The 15,721-nt window shown below is 37.3% G+C and carries 18 protein-coding genes; 10 read left to right on the top strand and 8 right to left on the bottom strand.

Translation table 11 applies throughout. The features are described 5' to 3' along the window. The first annotated feature begins 65 nt into the window (after positions 1 to 65). On the top strand, positions 66 to 494 hold the full coding sequence (locus tag WIW52_RS01060; RefSeq protein ID WP_337699916.1) for a hypothetical protein: 429 nt from the start codon (positions 66 to 68) through the stop codon (positions 492 to 494). Positions 495 to 500: 6 nt separating this feature from the next. On the opposite strand, the gene WIW52_RS01055 is transcribed toward WIW52_RS01060, so the two are convergent. Then, the gene (locus WIW52_RS01055; protein WP_337699914.1) at positions 501 to 848 is read right to left on the bottom strand and encodes a hypothetical protein; all 348 of its coding nucleotides are present in this window, start codon (positions 846 to 848) and stop codon (positions 501 to 503) included. Positions 849 to 888: 40 nt separating this feature from the next. On the opposite strand from WIW52_RS01055, the gene WIW52_RS01050 reads away from it, so the two are divergent. Continuing rightward, on the top strand, positions 889 to 1,602 hold the full coding sequence (locus WIW52_RS01050; protein WP_337708043.1) for a sugar nucleotide-binding protein: 714 nt from the start codon (positions 889 to 891) through the stop codon (positions 1,600 to 1,602). Here the strand turns inward: WIW52_RS01050 and WIW52_RS01045 are convergent. Further along, positions 1,570 to 1,947 carry a hypothetical protein gene (locus WIW52_RS01045; RefSeq protein ID WP_337708042.1) on the bottom strand — a complete coding sequence of 126 codons (378 nt, stop codon included), beginning with the start codon at positions 1,945 to 1,947 and terminating at the stop codon, positions 1,570 to 1,572. The genes WIW52_RS01050 and WIW52_RS01045 overlap by 33 nt on opposite strands. Before the next feature lie 50 nt (positions 1,948 to 1,997). Between WIW52_RS01045 and WIW52_RS01040 the strand changes: the two genes are divergently transcribed. Beyond that, positions 1,998 to 3,020, top strand: a complete 1,023-nt coding sequence (locus tag WIW52_RS01040; RefSeq protein ID WP_337708041.1) for an RsmB/NOP family class I SAM-dependent RNA methyltransferase — start codon at positions 1,998 to 2,000, stop codon at positions 3,018 to 3,020. Positions 3,021 to 3,414: 394 nt separating this feature from the next. On the opposite strand, the gene WIW52_RS01035 is transcribed toward WIW52_RS01040, so the two are convergent. Both WIW52_RS01035 and WIW52_RS01030 read right to left on the bottom strand, forming a co-directional pair. After that, positions 3,415 to 3,555, bottom strand: coding sequence for a hypothetical protein (locus WIW52_RS01035; RefSeq protein ID WP_337708040.1), 141 nt, complete (start codon positions 3,553 to 3,555; stop codon positions 3,415 to 3,417). A gap of 103 nt (positions 3,556 to 3,658) precedes the next feature. Further along, entirely contained in the window at positions 3,659 to 4,696 is a 1,038-nt protein-coding gene (locus tag WIW52_RS01030) for an MFS transporter (RefSeq protein ID WP_337708039.1), read from the bottom strand. A 320-nt stretch (positions 4,697 to 5,016) separates the two neighbouring features. Between WIW52_RS01030 and WIW52_RS01025 the strand changes: the two genes are divergently transcribed. Next, entirely contained in the window at positions 5,017 to 5,880 is an 864-nt protein-coding gene (locus WIW52_RS01025; protein WP_337708037.1) for an NAD(P)-dependent oxidoreductase, read from the top strand. Between the two features lie 102 nt (positions 5,881 to 5,982). Here WIW52_RS01025 and WIW52_RS01020 read toward each other — a convergent pair whose 3' ends face one another. Then, positions 5,983 to 6,948 carry a hypothetical protein gene (locus WIW52_RS01020; protein WP_337708035.1) on the bottom strand — a complete coding sequence of 322 codons (966 nt, stop codon included), beginning with the start codon at positions 6,946 to 6,948 and terminating at the stop codon, positions 5,983 to 5,985. A gap of 55 nt (positions 6,949 to 7,003) precedes the next feature. Between WIW52_RS01020 and WIW52_RS01015 the strand changes: the two genes are divergently transcribed. Next, positions 7,004 to 8,200 carry a cation:proton antiporter gene (locus tag WIW52_RS01015; RefSeq protein ID WP_337708033.1) on the top strand — a complete coding sequence of 399 codons (1,197 nt, stop codon included), beginning with the start codon at positions 7,004 to 7,006 and terminating at the stop codon, positions 8,198 to 8,200. Between the two features lie 48 nt (positions 8,201 to 8,248). Further along, the gene (sdx, locus tag WIW52_RS01010; protein WP_337699897.1) at positions 8,249 to 8,578 is read left to right on the top strand and encodes a sulredoxin; all 330 of its coding nucleotides are present in this window, start codon (positions 8,249 to 8,251) and stop codon (positions 8,576 to 8,578) included. A gap of 475 nt (positions 8,579 to 9,053) precedes the next feature. Here the strand turns inward: sdx and WIW52_RS01005 are convergent, their stop codons facing one another. Then, complete coding sequence (locus WIW52_RS01005) at positions 9,054 to 9,914, bottom strand: zinc-ribbon domain-containing protein (RefSeq protein WP_337708032.1); 861 nt, start codon at positions 9,912 to 9,914, stop codon at positions 9,054 to 9,056. A gap of 530 nt (positions 9,915 to 10,444) precedes the next feature. On the opposite strand from WIW52_RS01005, the gene WIW52_RS01000 reads away from it, so the two are divergent. Beyond that, positions 10,445 to 11,521, top strand: a complete 1,077-nt coding sequence (locus WIW52_RS01000; RefSeq protein ID WP_337708030.1) for a HoxN/HupN/NixA family nickel/cobalt transporter — start codon at positions 10,445 to 10,447, stop codon at positions 11,519 to 11,521. A gap of 213 nt (positions 11,522 to 11,734) precedes the next feature. Here the strand turns inward: WIW52_RS01000 and WIW52_RS00995 are convergent, their stop codons facing one another. After that, positions 11,735 to 12,178 (bottom strand): ArsR family transcriptional regulator, encoded by a 444-nt coding sequence (locus tag WIW52_RS00995; protein WP_337699891.1) that lies wholly within the window; start codon positions 12,176 to 12,178, stop codon positions 11,735 to 11,737. An 88-nt stretch (positions 12,179 to 12,266) separates the two neighbouring features. Between WIW52_RS00995 and WIW52_RS00990 the strand changes: the two genes are divergently transcribed. Further along, a complete protein-coding gene (locus WIW52_RS00990) occupies positions 12,267 to 12,920 on the top strand; it encodes a hypothetical protein (protein ID WP_337708028.1) in 654 nt (217 codons plus the stop codon). 119 nt (positions 12,921 to 13,039) lie between these two features. Here the strand turns inward: WIW52_RS00990 and WIW52_RS00985 are convergent, their stop codons facing one another. Further along, a complete protein-coding gene (locus tag WIW52_RS00985) occupies positions 13,040 to 13,360 on the bottom strand; it encodes a hypothetical protein (protein WP_337699889.1) in 321 nt (106 codons plus the stop codon). A gap of 32 nt (positions 13,361 to 13,392) precedes the next feature. Between WIW52_RS00985 and WIW52_RS00980 the strand changes: the two genes are divergently transcribed. After that, the gene (locus tag WIW52_RS00980; protein ID WP_337708026.1) at positions 13,393 to 14,664 is read left to right on the top strand and encodes a M20/M25/M40 family metallo-hydrolase; all 1,272 of its coding nucleotides are present in this window, start codon (positions 13,393 to 13,395) and stop codon (positions 14,662 to 14,664) included. Further along, positions 14,665 to 15,717 (top strand): radical SAM/SPASM domain-containing protein, encoded by a 1,053-nt coding sequence (locus WIW52_RS00975; protein ID WP_337708024.1) that lies wholly within the window; start codon positions 14,665 to 14,667, stop codon positions 15,715 to 15,717. Positions 15,718 to 15,721: the final 4 nt, after the last annotated feature.

Below are 15,721 nucleotides of genomic sequence, written 5' to 3'. Positions count from 1 at the left end.
GCCTATATAGTTATTTATAACTTATCGGGAAAAACTATATATTACCGCCTATTGATCTACTCTCAATGGAATACAAGCTAAGGGACATAGTGAACGATAACGGAGAAGTAGTTAATGTACCTAAAGGATTTTCAGCGATAATGCTCGATAAAAGACTAATGCTTATAAGAGGAAGAAACTCTATAATACTCGTTAAGGTTTTCAAAAACCTCTATGCAATGAGGGCTGTAATAAACGGAAAGACGTATTATCGATTTGTGACATATGACAGTAAAATAATAGAGAACGGAAGTATAGTTTTACCGAGAAGGTATAAGGACAATAATATCATGAAAGCTCTGGATTTAGTAATAAGAAAATTGGAAGAAGTAGAAGACATTGACAAGATAAAGGACGCAATATTTTACCTTTACTTAGCAAAAAACTGCCTTAAAGGAGACAAACAGTCGTGTACCGAGCTTGAAGAACAGTTGTTCTTTGAAGCAGAACCTTGAATACATTCAGATCTTACCCAAACGTCCTTTTTCTTTAACATTCAAATATTCGTAAACTAGTGAGATAAATTGATGATCTTGTTCCTTTTCTTTAGTTACAATGTATCTGAGTGTTTCTAGCTCTAAAGAATTTACATTGTAGATTAGAATGAAAAGACCTGTAGGTTTGTGAATTACGGCCACAATACCGTTCCTGAAAACCAGTAGTTTTAGCGTATCTCCTTCTACGGTTTCAATGGGCTTCAGTTCTAACGGGTTCAGCCTAGTTATCTTATTTTCCCATAATACTCTAAGCATTCTCTCTTCAGCTTCTCCTATCCCTTCAAGCTTTGAAAACTCTTTAATTATATCCATTCACAAATTTTTAAGGACACAAGGTTATTAACTATTTACTTTGTTAGTCGGAGTAACTGATGAAGGTGAACTTGCTAGAAGCATTGCCAAGTATCTCAAGCAAGTGATTATCATCGACTCACCACAGAGGGTAATAAAGGAAAGGCCTAACGTTGTAATCCACACATTTGAGGTGCCTTACGATGAGGCTAATAGAAACCCCTCGGTTGCGTGGAATATTAACACATGGTATTCCATTAACGTGGCTAGGAGCGCTCACAAAGTCAACTCCACTAACGTTTTTCTCTCGACTTTCATGGTATTTGATGGCAAGAAAGGTTATTACACCGAGACTTCCACACCCAACCCACTCAACTATTACGGGCTTAGCAAGCTTGCAGGAGAATCTGGAATTATGGCTCTCGGTAATTACTTAGTGGTGAGATTTGGGGCATTATATTCCACAACTTATAGAGGAATACTTCACCCTTTTGTTAAGGGTATCTTGAGAGGAAGGAGAGTAATAAAATGTAATTCTAACTTTTACGTATCACCGATAACAGTTGAGGAGGCTTCAGAGATAGTCTCCAGCTTGATAAAGAGAGGGATTAAGGGAGTCGTCAATGTAGGAGGGAAAAGGAAGAGTGCAGTTGAGGTTTGTGAACAACTAGGCGATATGTTTAACGCTAAAGTAGTTCCATTTGAAGGAAAATATTACGATTTTTCCTTAGATGATTGGCTCCTAAGAAGTCTTGGATTCACCGTTAGAAGTTAAGAAGAAGTTATATCCCTTCTTAATCATCAATCTGTCCATCTCGCTTACGAAGTTCTGCATGTAAAAGTCAATATAAGGAAACTTAGTCGTTATCGCTTCTTCCCTTAATAAACTAACTATTTTACCGAGCCTCTCAAGTTTCTTTTCACCGCTCTCCTCTAAGTATAGAAACCTCATTATCTCCCTACCCGTAGTCCTCGATAGATCTCCATGACGCAGGTATACTAATTTTAACAGTAAATAGAGTGAACGTGAAACCCTGCGTAAGAGTTCATCAATATTTTCCGCATTTTCTATCGAGTAAACATTTTCAAAGTATAATTTTTCAACTGTCTCGATCTTCATAAGAGAAATATCTCATTACACATTTAAATTTTTATGCCAGATACAGTCTTATGTCACTGGAACTTCTACTCAGTAGATTTCTTTATTACGTCGAGAAAGGAGATCCGTTACCTGTAGCCTTCAAAAAAGCTCGTGAAATGGGGAGATATAAGATCGATAGTAATGATGCTTACGAAAAAGCAAAATTGTTGGTACTCCGATACCTTTCTTTGAAAGGGAGAAGTAGGAGGAAAAAAGTCAAGGAATTCTTGCAAGGAAAAGGAGCGATAGTTTTCCCTGATTGGATGGAAAAAAGGTTGTCAACACTTTACGACATAGGAGAGCTAAAAAAGTCGTTGATAAGAAAAACCACGTGGTTTTGGGTTAACACTCTCAAAGCCGACGAAGACAAAGTGATTAAGAGTTTAGAGAATAAAGGTGTAGTATTGGAGAGAGATAAAGATTATCCTTTTTTGTATAAATTAATAAATGGTAATCTCTCTAAAACGGAAGAGTTCAGAGAATACAAAGTTGTAATTCAGGATAAAGCGAGTGTAAGCGTGGTTGCGACACTTTCCCCTAAAAAAGGTGAGAGTATATACGATATGACCTCAGCACCAGGTGTAAAAGCAACACTAATTATGGTGCTCACTGAAAACGGAGCTAAACTTACTCTTAGTGAGGTAGAGTATAAGAGATTAATAAGGGAGGTCAACTTCATGAAAAACGTCGGAGTAAATTTGGACAGAGTTAATATCATACACGGTGATGCCACCCATTTAACTTTCTCTAAAAAATTCGACAAAGTTTTACTAGACGCCCCGTGTAGCTCTTCAGGTATGATTTCAAACGAGCCAACGGTACTCCTTAGGTTAACGGAGCGTAAGGTTTTAGAGTTGTCAAAGTTGCAGATGCGGCTCCTGGATAAAGCCCTATTTTTATCAAATACTGTAGTATACTCTACATGTTCCATATTCCCAGAGGAGGGAGAAGAAGTTATTAAGAACGTTAGCCATAAAGTAGTCTTTTCCAAACGCTTCATACCTTATATTCACGGCACAGAGGGCTTTTTTGTGTCAAAGCTTGAGGGATAACTTAAATATGCTTTACTAATTAATTTTCTTATTCTCCTTGACTTTAGGTAGTCCCTAATGTTCATATAGTATTACCTTAACGAACAAGATTTATAAGAGAGAAGGCAAATAAAAAGGCAAATAAAACAATAATAATAATCCAAGACATCAGAGAAACTTGTAAATTTGAAGCGGTATAATGATGTAGAGTACTATTCCAAGTATGAAAATAACGATATTACTCCCCTTTTTCTTTACCCTTAAATAGTTCCTTATCCTTAAACTTTTTATGCTACTCTTAGAATTGATCAAAGATGATAGAAGACCTATCTAAACTATTAAATGAAGTAAAAGCGAAAATATATAAAGAAAAGGAGGAGTTGATAAAAGATATCACAAAGGTCACTTCCTAAATTCATGATAATATAGCTTCAGAAATCGCAAAAGCTAAGAAGGAAGGGAGAAAAGTAGATGAACTAGAGAAGGAGTTCAAAGAGTTACTAAGTAAGCTCGATAAGTTAAAGGAAAACCAAGGTAAGATGAGCATAAAGGACATAAAGAGTGCTTTAGATACTTACATTAAAAAAGCTGAAGATATAGTAGAAAAATTAAAGAAAAAATAACGAATTAATTACCTTTTTATCCTATTTCTTTTACGCCTATTCTATCAATATTACATGACCCTTGCTCTTAGGCCACGTTATTATACTCACGAAGACTACTGCTATAGAGAACAAACCCATTATATCAATTCCCTTCGCTAATCCTTCGACACCAAAGTACTCACCTATAAACCCCAGAATTATATTACCTATTCCGCCTACCATGCCTCCTATATTATATGCGAATCCTGATAGGAATCCTCTTAGCTCTGTGGGGACAGCATCAGCTAATAGAAGAGGCATCAGAGGCCAGAAACCAGTAGAAAATGCGTATAATATTACCCCTATTATAGGTATAATAATAGGCACATATAGGAAAGGCACTGCTAATGGTAGGGATATTAAGAGACCAATTACACCATTATAAATTAGTTTCTTCTTATCAAACCTATCCGCTAACCTACTGAACAGTATAAAAGATATTGCAAGCCCTATGTTTGCCACTGTCATTAAAATTCCTAAAGTGTCAGGGTTCAAGTGTAGATACTCGTCTGCAATTACGGTGTAATAGCCGAATACGGCAAAATAGGCTAAGAACATTCCTATCATTCCAGCCGTAGCTCTAATAAGAACAGGGAGATAGTCCTTAATCCTTATACTAAAATGGGCCGCGTGAGAAGATACACGCTCTTCCGCAATAAATTTCATATAGGGAACTAGGATGAGGGGTAAACTACCCGTTAGTAACAATAGCCGAGGGTCTCCTCCCAGAAATATATACGAAACCCCAGTCAGTGCATAACCTATACCATATCCAGCCTGGACTATACCAGTTACTATCCCTTTCATATTATACGGGGCGTTCTCGTAAGCTAACACGGTCCCTGCAGTCCACTGTGCACCCATAAATATCCCTTCAAGTAGCCTGGAAACATAAAGTACTTCTACGTCAGGAGCAAAGGCTAATAATAACTGAAAGAGAGAGTAACCGGCTGTTCCGATAATTAAAACCGGTTTCCTACCTATTCTGTCAGCCACATTTCCGAAGTACGCTCCGCCTATCACCCTTCCTATTAGCCCTAAGGCGAAGAGCACTGTGTAGCCAAAGAAATTTAGCCCGTAAACTCTCTAGGTAGGAATAGACGTATGTCAACAATAATAAGTCATAAATGTTACCTGCCCAAGCATAGGTTGACGCAATGGTCGAGTGGATGTAATTTTAAAAATTGAAAGTAGATTTAAAATAAAAGGTTGTTTGTATTATACCTTTACAAATTAATATAAATCAAAGAGTTGGAATAAAATCCTTTCAGCTTAAGTTCGAAATTTTACATTACAGTTCCCAAAACCGTTTTTCATGAGATTAGAGACAAGTTAGGTAAATTTTTTATTAATAGTTGGTGTTTCGAATTACTATGAAAATAGGACTAGCTGGATTAGGTATAATGGGCTACAGGATAGGGGGAAATTTAGCAAAGGCTGGAAAACTACATTTAGTTTACAACAGAACGGAAAGAAAAGCAGAACAGTTCAGTAAAGAATACGGTGTTAAGTACATCAAAGATCCCATTGAATTACTGAAAGAGGTCGACGTGTTGATAACAATGCTAGCTGACGACGATGCTGTTAGCAATTTCTTAACACCTTTGATACCTTATAGCAAGGGTAAAATTATAGTAGATATGTCTACTATATCACCCTCAGTATCAATTGAAATTGCAAAGAAAGTTGCAGAGAACGGAGGTTTCATGTATGATGCACCAGTTATAGGTACTTCAGTTTTCGCTGAACAAAAGAAGTTGACAGTATTATTGGGAGGCCCCGAGGAGAAATTAGATGTGGTTAAGGAGATACTTTCTGAAACTGCGTCAACGATCCTCTATATGGGAGGAAACGGAATGGGATTATATGCTAAGCTTGTAAACAATTTGACGGTAGGTGTTTATGTAGCCACATTAGCCGAAGCGTATAACTTCGGTGTAAAGTCTGGATTAAAGCCAGAGGACGTATACAAAGTCCTAGCCTTATACGGTAGTGCTAAGTCTCCAACCTCCGAACTGAAGGTACCTAAAATGATCAACAATGATTATTCAACTCAGTTTGCAATAAAACATATGAGAAAAGACCTAGAAATAATAACAAAAGAGACACAGAATATTAAGGTAATTAACCCATTGTCGTCACTAGCTTTACAGTTGTACAGGTTGGCAGAGGCTATGGGTCATGGAGAGAACGATTATGTTGCTGTTTTAGAAGTATATCGTAAAGGTAACAGATAGAATCTTAATCTTAAAAAATCTCGGCTAAATAAGTAATCTCTTTTTATCCTTTCTCAAAAACCTCTACGATATGCTACAGAAAGAGATAGAAAACTATTTTACTTATTTCGTTAGTAATAAATATCTATCTCCTCGTTCCTTAACTTTTAATTCTTTTAGCTCATCTGGGACTGTAGCTTTCCTTTCAAAGAGAAGTAATATCTCATCAAAGTTATTTAGCACCTGCTTAAAGAGCTTACCCACGAAATCTTTATTATATATAGATGGAATGGCCTCTACTTTATAGTAGTTTCCTTGGTCGATATAGTCAGCAAATTCTATCTCCATTATTTCCTTAACTCTACCGTCTCTCTTAGCCCTACTTTCAATCATAGGTATAACGACTCTTTTACCTTTTAGATTTTCTATCACTTCAACTTTTTTCTTTAACTCGTCAACAACTTTAAAGAATTTCACCATATAGTATGTAGCAATATCCGTTAAGAAGACCTTGTCTTTAGTGTCATACTTTGCGTGAAACTCAGTGTAAAGCCAGTTATATGCTTCAATTATTTCATCGCGTCTATTGGCAATTATGTCAAAGAACTTTATCTTTAGACCCTTTGTTAGAGCTACGTTTAGTAATTGCATTCCTACTACTACATCACCGTCCAAGACTTTGTCTACTGGATAAGAGGAGTTCGGTGTCACTGCTAAAGGCTCCGCTCCAATTCCATAAAGTACACCATCCTCTAAGTCTGTATAAGAGTAAAAGACTATTCTATAGTGATTAAGGAATTGCGAATTGGGGTACCATTCTAAATACTTTTTTAATCCGTCCTCCTTTACTTTTTCGATTTCATCGTAAATCTTTTCAAAAGCATCCTCGAATTTCTTGAAGTTACCGTCAAGTCTACCGTAAGGTACAAATATAGGCTCTCCGAATTTAGGAGATAAATACCTCAGCCCATAATACTTAGCTACATCATTAAGGTTTACGTCCATAACTGTCTTTATAACCTCTCTCATATGTTGGTTGAGTGAATCTATATGGAAGATCTTCTTTTCTCCTCTCTTTAGTAATGCCATAGTGTTTATTTGAGAGCGTTAAAAATAAATCTAGTGATCGTAATATAGTGAGCTTATGACATCTAGTAACGATATCGTCTATTTAACATTACTTGAACTGTTTACGTTATTAACTTTCGCTCAGTTAGGAAGACTCATAACCCAAAGATTCTACCTTCCTATTATCATAGCTGAAATAATAGTAGGTATAACGCTAAGCCCTTACGCTATAGGCGGATATATTGACAGTTTGATCGGGTTGCCTATCTTTGAAGTTAATTCCTATCTTATTCTTTTTGCGGATTTCTCTGTGGTCTTACTGATATTCGCCGCTGGTCTCTCTCACGGATTCAAAGGTTTAAAAGAGTCTGGATTACCAGGCTTTATAGCAGCTACAGCCGGTGCTGTAATTCCCACATACTTAGTTTACGCCACTTTCACCCTCATTTACAATACAACAGTCTCCGCTATTATGGGAGCCGCAAGTGCAGCGACAAGTCTGGCTGCAACTACTTCGATTATTGAAGAGTACAAACTTTACAAACATGATTTCACGCGACTGGTTATATCTGCAGCAGCTTTAGATGATGTTGTATCACTTATCATTTTGTCCGTAATTCTTGAGCTAGTCACACTAAAAGCTCTTTCAGTTAGTCAGATAGTAGTTAGCGTGATAGAAACGGTCTTAGCGTGGTTAATAATTTTGTTCTCAGCAGTATTCATAATTCCTAGAATAATTTCTAGAATAAAAGATGATTTAATTAACAATGTTTCATTGGTAATACTTTTCATTTTAGTCCTGATAATGTTACTCTTAGGCTTTTCTCCCGTAATTGCGTCCTTCGTAGCCGGTGTGGCGATCGCTGAGAGCGTAAAGTCAGAAAAAATAGTTCAGTTCACTTCAACATTACTTTCTATCTTTGGGCCTGTTTTCTTCATATACGTCGGGATGGAGACCCCATACACCACGTTCCTTAACTTGTACGATTTATCCCTAGGTCTTCTATTAAGTTTTCTCGCTATCCTAGGGAAAATAGCCGGAATATTTCCGGTAGCATTTTTCATTACAAAGAGTGTAAGAAGGTCGATCATTGCTTCAATAGGTATGATACCGAGGGGTGAAGTAGGGCTGGTAGTAGCTACTCTAGGTCTTACCTCGGGTATTATAGATACTAATCAGTACTCTCAGATTATTATTATGGCTATAGTAACAACCATTATAGGCGGATTTCTGTTCTCCTATCTTGTAAGAAAGTGGATTCTAACTACTTAAACAACCTTTAATTTAACTTTTAAAAGCCATAAGTACAAAATGATGTCTATGGTTTGGAAACGCACTATAAGTGCTAAAGCCCTAGAAAAAGCTAAATTCGCATCAGTTAAAATAGACGATAAAGTAATTTTCATTGCAAACGTTAACGGGACCCTATACGGAATGGATGCAGTTTGCAGTCACGCCAGGTGTATACTAACATTATTAGATGAACAAAAGCTCACAGTGAAATGCCCATGTCACCATGCTGTTTTCGACCTTAAGACTGGAACAATGTTAGAACCTCCTTTCGTTGCACCAGATGCGCCTAAAGAAAAACTGGGACTAAAAACATATCAAGTAAGAGACAACGGAGGATGGATAGAAGTAGATATTTAAAATAAATTTTATCCCTACTAAAACCGATTAGCTCATTAAAGGTCTTATTAAGTAGGTAATTTTCAGTAGAGATTTCTTAAGCTCCCGAAAAATTCTTTATATGGGTAATTAAGCTCTCATTTTTATCTTAACCTAATTAGATATAACCTCTTGGTTGATTGACATATTCTTCTTGATTTTCTAACGTATTAACCGCCTTATGAGCTCCTCAACCGTATTCTTTCTTTCCTCATCAGCTAGTCCAGTCTAATCTGAGGCACTTAAAATTCCATTGTTAAATCGAAAGTGGTGAGTATATATTAAAGTGAGTCCAAAAGCTAAATGCGGTGAATGACAAAGACACAATCTTTAATTGACTATATGAAACTCCCTTATGAATATAGCTTCATGAATATAGCTTCTTGATTTCATATTCTGCTACTCTATGAAAAATACTAACTTGTCTTAAGAAGAATAAAAACTAAATAAGAAAGTGTTAAGTAGTTTGTTTAACTTGCGTTAATTGAGCTCCACAATTCCCACAATATTTTGCACTAGGCGGATTAATGTAGCCGCATTTGGGGCACTTGATCGGCATTAAAGAAGCTCCACAATTAGGACAGAACTTAGCCGCAGCAGGGATAATCGCTCCACAATTCCAACACTTCTGCGTATTTTGTTGGGTCTGTGAGTATTGGCTACTTTGTTGGTATTGTGGTTGAGTATATCCTTGCTGGTATGTTTGTCCCTGCTGGTATGGCTGAGAATACGGTTGACTGTATTGACCATAGTTAGGCTGGGGATATTGCGGTTGAACTGGATATAAGGGCGGAGCACTCATAACAGCCATCATAACTATATTCATGATCTGGTCTTCCTGCATCAGATCCCTGGCTATATTATATGCGTCGTATGCAGCTCCTGCACCTCCTAGTAATGTAAGCAACTTGTTGTGTAAATCCTCGTCCGAAAGTACTGCAATACCACCGGAAGCTAGTAATGGTAACATATCTTGCAATAAGTCGGTCATTCCAGTCTCTACCATAACATAATTAGGACCTTGACAAATCCTTATAGTATAAGCTTTATTTGAACCGGTTAAATAACCCAAAAGGCTCGTATGTTGTGCTTGTATTATTGCAACGTTCTGTCCAGACATAGGATAAACTTGAAATCCTTGACTCATCAGATACATCGTAACCTGCTGGACTACATATTGGAGGTTTACGGGATATTGAGTAGGAATCATTTGTTGCTTACCGCCTAACCCTACAGGTTGCATACAGATCATCATGTTTGACATTCCTGAGGAGTTACTCATAGGGAAGTTAGGATAGCCGAAGGGTTGAAAACTCATTCTAACCATTCTTAAGAAGACCTAATTATAAAAACATTATGTTAGTGAAAACAATAGAGTAAACATTAGACTCCTTCCCTGATTTCTTATGAAAATGAGAGTAAGTATCATGGTCAATATATTAGAAATAAGAGCAAACTAGGGTATTATAGTTTATTGGACGTGATAAGGCCTTGTTGATATGACAACCGTGTCGATACCAAGTACTAGAAAAGGTCTCTCTCCAAGAGCTCAACTTATCCATGATAATTTGGTCGCTATCATTAGTGGATTATTACGTGAACATAAGAAGCAAGCGTTTCAAGCTCTTTCGATATTAAATTTAAAGTAAGCTGATAAAATGTATGAGAACCGATATTACGAAGACGAACTTATTGTTATTACAAGATAAGTTCGACTTTATTAAAACTTTTCATTATTAATTCTAAAATTTTCAACGAATTTTTCTAGCTATGACCTATTAAAGTTGGTGGTAAGAGGAAAGCTAAGAGGTAGTAAAATTTATAATATGGATAGGCTATCCATATGTTATGAGAAAGAATCCGGTTCCCAGAGCGTGGAAGATGATATTATTTTATAGTGTAGAAATTATTTTAACGATAATACTTTTTTTCTGGTTAACAGACATTTCGCAACAGTTGGGAAATATTGAAATAAAAGTGAAAGGGGTCGGGGCGAGTTTCTTCACTCTAGGAGTCCTTGCATATATATTCGGTTTAAGACATGCAGTTGACGCTGATCATCTAGCTGCAATAGATAATTCTACAAGAAAGCTTGTTCAGGAAGGTAAACCATCAATGTTCACAGGTTTATTTTTCTCTCTGGGTCATTCTTCCGTTGTTATTATCCTTTCTATAACGTTAATGGTTTCAACAAGGTTAGTAGAGTCAGATATTCCCCAACTAGAAAATTTAGGTTCTATAGTAGGTACGTTAATAAGTGGAGTTTTTCTTTACATAATAGGTTTTCTGAATCTTTTAGTTTTATTCGAGATTTACGAATTGTTTAAACAAGCTAAAAGAAAGGAGTTAGACGAGAATAAGCTAAACGAAGCCTTGCTTAAAAGAGGGTTTATGAACAAGTTCTTCAAAAGCTTGTTCAGGATTGTTAGTAACCAGTATTACCTTTATCCAATAGGTTTTCTCTTCGGCTTGGGTTTTGATACAGCTTCTGAAACTGCTCTATTAGCAATAAGTGCAGGTACAGCAGGAGCTTTCACTAAGATCCCGATTTGGACATTATTAGTTTTCCCCTTCTTATTTACTGTCGGTATGTCACTTATCGACACTACAGACGGCTTTTTCATGAACGGAGCTTATAGATGGGCTTTCATAGGCAACCCTTTGAGAAAAGTGTGGTACAACTTAACAATGACGACTGTATCTATTCTTGTTGCATTCTTGGTCGGTAGTTTAGAATTATTAGGTTTATTACAATCCGAGTTTAATTTGACCGGAGGCATCTGGGACGTAATTGCGCTAATCAACGGTGATGTCTGGTGGGGAAATATTGGCATCTTGATTATTCTGACTTTTGCCATTGTATGGGGAATATCAGCCGTACTTTATAACATAAAAATAAAAAGGTATGAGATACAGTCAAACTAATATCAGTTCCCACATAGGTCAAGCAAAATTTCAAAAGGAGACCTTTACAATGCTAGACGTATAGTTTATTTGTATTTAACGTGGATTTTTGTTTTTAGTTCTAGATTCTTTTAATCCCAAGGATTTTTAAGATAAATTGGACGTATTACCAAGTAAAATTTTAATTTAATTATAAAATAAGATTGTTGTGTATATGTATAATTTTTTCTTTATCTACTCCTCTTCTAAATTCACCTTTCCTCTCATTTCATTAATGAATCTGGTGTACCTCTTTATAGTGTCCAGCACGAAAATAATTCCAGCTATAAATACTATTATTAAGGAGAATACCTCTGCGCCTAAAGAGTCTAATTTAATCAAGTAAAGGGATAAGATAAAAGATGTAAGGAAAAATGAGGCAAAGAACACGCTCTTAGGTAAGACATAGTTAAAGAGAAGCACGTAATCATCATCTAATATGACCTTCTTAACTATGTATTTACCGTCATAAGTCTCTTGAACGAGACCGGCGCTCTTTAGTTTGTTCACATGATATCTGGCCGCACTTACCGAGGAAAAACCAAGGTCTTCTTGTATCTGTTTCAAGGTAACACCATTTCTATTCGTCAGTATATAATAATAGACTTTCTTCGTAGATTGTCGTAGATCTAATTGCATATTAACAATTACTACTAATGTTAAATAAACTTTTCCAACGTTCACATTGGAATAGATATATAAAGTATTTCGAATGATCTATTCATTCGTGAATAAAGTATTAGTAGCAACTATTGCAGGCGTATTATTTTCACTAGGTATTGCGTTTGCGGTGATCTATGTAACTACTTACCTAATGATTTCTCCTCACTCTGTTAAGCCTTCCCAAGTACAGACTTATGCGAGAAATATTACCGAGATAAAACCTTACGTATTCAACGTTAACGTTAGCCAACCGAATTTTGAAGTAGAACAAGCTATAATAGGGGATATAAGAAATAATTTAACTTTTGTTCAAGTCCCCTCGTCTATAAAGAACTATACTTCTGAAATTAACAATGAAATTGCCACATTAAACGCATCAGTCGACTTCGCTTCTGTAGAATCTCGGTACCTCACCGTATTTTATGTAGTACCTAATTTTATCGAGGGAAGCCCTAACTCCACTGTACACTTTTATCTTTACCTGAACACGTCTTACTATAACGACCCAGTTTATACAGATTATATTTTTGGTATCACTACGAATGTTTCCGTATCCTTCGTGAAAAACGTATCCGGTTTTGGGGAATACGAGGTTAACATAATTCTCGGTAACGTAAAGCCTGGAACCGTAATATTCCTGCCAGTATGGGACTATGACGGATATGAAATAGAATATGTAATTATATGGGTTGTCCCCTCCCACTCGCATCACATATAAAGCTCAGCGCATGAATGGCTCCTCATCACTCGGGTGTCCCAGTTTTCTCTTCATTGCTTTTATTCACTCACTGTTCGTTCCCGATAGCCTACATCACATCTCAGTTAGGAGGACTGAGATCACTCACTTTGTTGTAACTTATTAAATTCTTCCAAGAAGTCATCCACGAATTTTTTCTCACCTAAGACAGTTATATCGTCAACTTTAGGATCGTAATATTTCTCTACAACCCTCATTATTGAAGTTATCGAGTTAGGAAGTATTTCAACTACCTCGCCTCCCTCTAGCCTATCCGTCTCATAAATCGCGAACGACTGATTTCTATATACAACGACTTTAAGGATAGCTATAACCTTTCCGTCCTCTACTTTCTTATAAACATTAACGTTTCCTAGAGGTTCACCTAGCCCATGGCGAATGTATTCGGCATACTTAAGCATAACTTAATTTACCTCAGAGAAGATTAAATACTGTGGACTATCTCAAGGACTTGTTTGAATTTCTCAAGATAGACACCACATCAGCCAAAGGAAAAGGAGAAGAAGGGGCGAGATTTCTCGTAGATTACATGAAGGAAAACGGTATTGAGGCTGAGTTAATAAGACATAAGTCCAAGAACCCTTACGTTTACGGAGAAATAAACGTTGGCGGCTCAAAAACACTCCTAATTTATAACCACTACGACGTTCAACCAGTAGAGCCGTTAGACAAGTGGAACACAGATCCATTCAATCCCGTTATTAGAGATAACAAAATCTATGCTAGAGGTGTCGGTGACGATAAAGGATCACTGTTCGCAAGGTTACAGGCCATAATAGACCTGATGAAAGAGAATAAACTAAAAATAAACATTAAGTTCTTGTACGAGGGAGAGGAAGAGATCGGAAGCCCTAATATGGAGGATTTCCTAAAAGACTACCACGAGAAGTTTAAGGCTGACTACATACTATGGGAAGGTTCAGGTAGGGCTCCTAACAACGCTCCCCAAATAGTCTTAGGCGTTAAAGGCCTATTATATGTGGAGTTGAGAAAAAAGACTCCTAAAGACCTCCATTCTATGTATGCACCGATCGCGGAGAACCCCGCATGGGATCTAGTCTACGCGCTGAGGTCATTGAGAGACGAGAGCGGAAGAGTTTTAATTCCCCACTTTTACGATAAAGTCAAGAAGTTAACCGAGGAAGAGAAACAGTATTTAAACATAGACGAGCAGTATCTAGAACAAGCAATAGAACAGATAGTTCAGAAGGGAGGAATGGTGAAACTAGTAGAGGAACCGACGTGCAACATAGCGGGGATTTATGGAGGGTATACTGGAGAGGGTTCAAAAACGGTAATACCATCTTACTCCTTCGTGAAGATAGACTTCAGGTTGGTCCCAGATCAAGACCCTGAGGAAGTACTGAAACTGCTGAAAGAGTATTTAGCTCCTTACGGAGTCGAAATCGTAAAGTATGGCTCCGTAAGACCTTACAGAACGTCGATAAACAGTGAGATAGCAAGAGCTTTAATAAACTCAGCTAAGAGAGTCTATAATGTTGAACCCATCGTGTTACCTAACAGTCCCGGCACTGGACCTATGGAAATGATCAGTAGGCACTTGAACATTAAACAAATAGCTGATGGGGTCGGAGTAGATAACTACGGTTCTAATATACACTCCTTTAACGAGAACATATTCGTAGACGATTATAAACTGGGAATGATGTGGATGAAAGAGTTATTAGCGGAGTTGGGTCGTTAAATGCTCTGGTTAGTACTTACCACGGGAAAATGTAATCTCGCATGTGACTACTGTGGTGGCTCATTCCCTAAGGAGATTGTACCGTGGGGCGTTAAGTACGATATAAATAAGCTTAAGGTAAACATTGAAAGAGATCCGAACGCGACTGTGATATTCTACGGTGGAGAACCATTAATGAACCCTAAGTTTATAATTCAGGTAATGGACACTGTTAGGGCTAAAAGGTGGGGGATACAAACTAACGGGATAGCCGTAAGACTACTCCCTGAAATTTACTGGAAGAGAATGGACGTAGCCCTGCTTTCTATAGATGGAAGGGAAGAAATAACAGACAAGCACAGAGGGAAGGGAATATATAAAGTAGTGGTTAAGAACGCCTCTTATCTCAAAAATTTAGGAGTTGAAACAATCGCTAGGATGGCAGTAACTCAAGATGCCGACATCTATGAAGAAGTGATCCACTTGTTGTCACTAGGGGTTTTTGACAAAGTCCACTGGCAACTGAATGTTATATGGAGCGAGAGGTGGGATTTCGAGAGTTGGGCTTACTCTTCATACTTACCCGGAATAAGGAGGTTAGTAGATTATTTCATGAGTGAGTTGGGAAGAGGGAAGATCGTTAAGATCATTCCTTTTTTGGGAGTGATAAGTGCTCATTTCTTTAAGAGATATAGGGGTGTAGCTTGTGGTGCTGGCTATGATAGTGTTTCTATTTCAACTGACGGTAGAGTGCTGTCCTGCCCTATAGCTGTCAGAGAGAAGTGGGCAGAATTAGGAACACTAGACTCCTTTAAGTTACTCGAAGAACCATTACCTAAAGAATGTAGGAACTGTGAATTTAAGGACTATTGCGGAGGGAGGTGTCTCTACACTATTCATGAGCGGTATTGGGGTGAAGAAGGGTTTAAGATAGTTGATGATGTTACGAAGGAATATCTAAGGATAGTTTTGTCCCGCGTTGACGAAATAAAGGAGCTTATAAAGGAAGGAGTAATAAGGTTGGAGGACCTGAGATATGACCCTACAGAGGACTCTACGGAAGTCATACCTTAATATA

It is taken from the genome of Stygiolobus sp. RP850M (assembly GCF_037389295.1).
GTDB lineage: Archaea > Thermoproteota > Thermoprotei_A > Sulfolobales > Sulfolobaceae > Stygiolobus.
This window is presented reverse-complemented; position numbering and strand designations above follow the sequence as displayed.

Excerpts from the sequence above, each read along its gene's own strand:
- WIW52_RS01045 (WP_337708042.1), bottom strand. The coding sequence starts at position 1,947 with ATGAAGATCGAGACAGTTGAAAAATTATACTTTGAAAATGTTTACTCG.
- WIW52_RS01020 (WP_337708035.1), bottom strand. The coding sequence starts at position 6,948 with ATGGCATTACTAAAGAGAGGAGAAAAGAAGATCTTCCATATAGATTCA.
- WIW52_RS01060 (WP_337699916.1), top strand. The coding sequence starts at position 66 with ATGGAATACAAGCTAAGGGACATAGTGAACGATAACGGAGAAGTAGTT.
- WIW52_RS01005 (WP_337708032.1), bottom strand. The coding sequence starts at position 9,914 with ATGAGTTTTCAACCCTTCGGCTATCCTAACTTCCCTATGAGTAACTCC.
- WIW52_RS00975 (WP_337708024.1), top strand. The coding sequence starts at position 14,665 with ATGCTCTGGTTAGTACTTACCACGGGAAAATGTAATCTCGCATGTGAC.
- WIW52_RS00995 (WP_337699891.1), bottom strand. The coding sequence starts at position 12,178 with ATGCAATTAGATCTACGACAATCTACGAAGAAAGTCTATTATTATATA.
- WIW52_RS01015 (WP_337708033.1), top strand. The coding sequence starts at position 7,004 with ATGACATCTAGTAACGATATCGTCTATTTAACATTACTTGAACTGTTT.
- WIW52_RS01000 (WP_337708030.1), top strand. The coding sequence starts at position 10,445 with ATGAGAAAGAATCCGGTTCCCAGAGCGTGGAAGATGATATTATTTTAT.
- WIW52_RS01025 (WP_337708037.1), top strand. The coding sequence starts at position 5,017 with ATGAAAATAGGACTAGCTGGATTAGGTATAATGGGCTACAGGATAGGG.
- sdx (WP_337699897.1), top strand. The coding sequence starts at position 8,249 with ATGGTTTGGAAACGCACTATAAGTGCTAAAGCCCTAGAAAAAGCTAAA.
- WIW52_RS01055 (WP_337699914.1), bottom strand. The coding sequence starts at position 848 with ATGGATATAATTAAAGAGTTTTCAAAGCTTGAAGGGATAGGAGAAGCT.
- WIW52_RS01040 (WP_337708041.1), top strand. The coding sequence starts at position 1,998 with ATGTCACTGGAACTTCTACTCAGTAGATTTCTTTATTACGTCGAGAAA.
- WIW52_RS01035 (WP_337708040.1), bottom strand. The coding sequence starts at position 3,555 with ATGTCCTTTATGCTCATCTTACCTTGGTTTTCCTTTAACTTATCGAGC.
- WIW52_RS00985 (WP_337699889.1), bottom strand. The coding sequence starts at position 13,360 with ATGCTTAAGTATGCCGAATACATTCGCCATGGGCTAGGTGAACCTCTA.